This window comes from Vibrio sp. 10N.261.52.A1, assembly GCF_002876325.1.
Classification (GTDB): Bacteria; Pseudomonadota; Gammaproteobacteria; order Enterobacterales; family Vibrionaceae; genus Vibrio; species Vibrio chagasii.
Genome location: NZ_MCYD01000650.1, coordinates 1 through 1,140, shown reverse-complemented (window position 1 = coordinate 1,140; position 1,140 = coordinate 1). Strand labels below are relative to the sequence as shown.

The window sequence follows — 1,140 nt, the reverse complement described above, 5'->3', positions numbered from 1 at the left end:
CTTCTTCCTGTCATCATCTTAAACATGTGAATAAATGATGATGGGGAATCATAACCTAGCTCAGAGGAAATCCCGCTAACACTTTTACCCTTTAGCATTTCGTCAATAGCGACATGAACGACGAGCTGACTTTTCCATTGTCGATAACTCAAGTTAGTGTCAATACGTATAATTCTTGACAATGTGCTTTCTGAAACGTTTGAAAGCAATGCAAACTCACGCTTTTCCATACTACATATTGACTTAACCCCTACGGAAGATATGCATTGAAGCACGCGTCTATCATGCGGCATAGGAGCGCTAGTAAACAGCCGCTTAGCGCTTTTCAGACGGTGAAAAACCAAATCAGCGAGTAACTTTTGGCCAGCCTCATCATTACTTTTTGGTGTTCTTTCCATCTCAATTAACAGCGATTTTAAAAACGGATTGATCTCCACAAGCCGAACTTTGACTGGGCAAAAATCAAAGATCTCTGAAGGCATGTAAAGACTAACAAGTTCTACGTTACTCAACATTCCCACCGAATGTTTAACGCCAGCCGGAATCAATACTCCCTGCTGAGGAGACACAAGCATCCTCTCCTTGGAACTGTCTAAATACAAAAACAACGCACCCTCTTTCGCATAAAGCAACTGAACCCATGCATGGCTGTGTGCCTGAACATTTACCCCTTTGGGAATTGAACGCACGACAACTTTGCATTCGCTGCATAAGTTTTCAAATGACTCTTTCGAAGGTGGATAGGTTGAAATCATTATTGATAAATATTCTCTATTCATTGACACATTTTCGATACCGCCTCCATTAGTTACTCCACTAATCTAGGCGCTACCAGAACCGAACTCGCATTACATTACCATATAAAACAATAAGATAACCAATCATCCTAGTCACATTGACTCCTATCTTATTTGGAAAAAACATCTAAATTGGAGTGGTTCCGGGCTCTTTATCACTCAAACAAAAAACCGTTTAAAGGAAAATATTGTGAGTACACATACCTCAAAAACAAAAATCACAACCGCTAAGATAAAAAGCATGAAAGGAAAAGGGCGAATAGTGTCACTTACTGCCTATACAAAAAACATAACGCAACTAATGGATCCTTATGTCGATCTCATTATTGTTGGTGACTCGCTA

Annotated in this window: 1 protein-coding gene; it reads right to left on the bottom strand. The window is 39.8% G+C overall.

Translation table 11 applies throughout. The features are described from left to right. On the bottom strand, positions 1-779 hold a 779-nt coding region (locus BCT81_RS12155; RefSeq protein WP_133152611.1), incomplete at its 3' end, for a helix-turn-helix transcriptional regulator. Between the last annotated feature and the right edge of the window lie 361 nt (positions 780-1,140).